The organism is Conexibacter stalactiti (genome assembly GCF_033542075.1).
GTDB classification, from domain to species: domain Bacteria; phylum Actinomycetota; class Thermoleophilia; order Solirubrobacterales; family Solirubrobacteraceae; genus Conexibacter; species Conexibacter stalactiti.
Window position 1 is genome coordinate 1 of record NZ_JAWSTH010000238.1, and the last position, 824, is coordinate 824.

Below are 824 nucleotides of genomic sequence, written 5' to 3' on the forward strand. Positions count from 1 at the left end.
AGCAAGACAATCAAGAATGTCCTATTCAATGACAAAGATGGCTCTTTTGAAAGCAGGAAACAAGTTGACATCAACAAGTTCAATGAGGGAATTGAAGAGGAATTGCACATTAAGGCAGACACTGCAAATGATTATGGTTTCATACCGGTGGAGCAAGTTCAATGACTTCCAAGTTATGACTACTCAACATCTTCACTGAACAACATTTTACCATCAAAGAGACTTGAACCTCTACAGGCAATGCTCAATGAGGCAACAAAGGCACTTAGAAGAGAACTTTACCTAAACAGGACAAAACTAATCGTAGACCAGACCCTATTGGACAAGAACCAAGCGAAACAGATTGCTGATGAGTCAATCATTGCTGTTCTTAAGGACACAGGGGACTATGAGGACAAGAACAAGGTCTTTGAGATTATCCAAGGTGATCCAAAGGTAGAACAATACTGAACCAACATCGGTAAGATTATCACTTTGGCAGTGCAGTCTCTCAAATTGTCTGAAATACATGAAGGTGGAGAAGGTGGAGGACCTGCAACTGCAACCGAAGCTATCTTCAACAGGGGAAATGATGTTGAGACATCTAACTCACTAAGCATTTTCCACCAAAGGACATTGACAAGGATTTTGGCAAAGGCAAAAGCGATTTATGATGGCAATGCGCAAAAGGAAAGCGAACTTGACCTTAAACCTTGAAGTGTTCAGATTATTCCAAATGTCATCATGAACGAAGCTAAATTGACTGAAATAGTTATTCAGCAACTTGGTGCTGGACTAATCAACATGGTTCAGGCAAAAGTCAAGTTGGAAGGAATTTCACAAAG

General features: G+C 40.3%; 1 protein-coding gene. It reads left to right on the forward strand.

The features are described from left to right. The first annotated feature begins 474 nt into the window (after positions 1-474). Complete coding sequence (locus R7226_RS31545; RefSeq protein WP_318601531.1) at positions 475-696, forward strand: hypothetical protein; 222 nt, start codon at positions 475-477, stop codon at positions 694-696. The last annotated feature ends 128 nt before the right edge of the window (positions 697-824 follow it).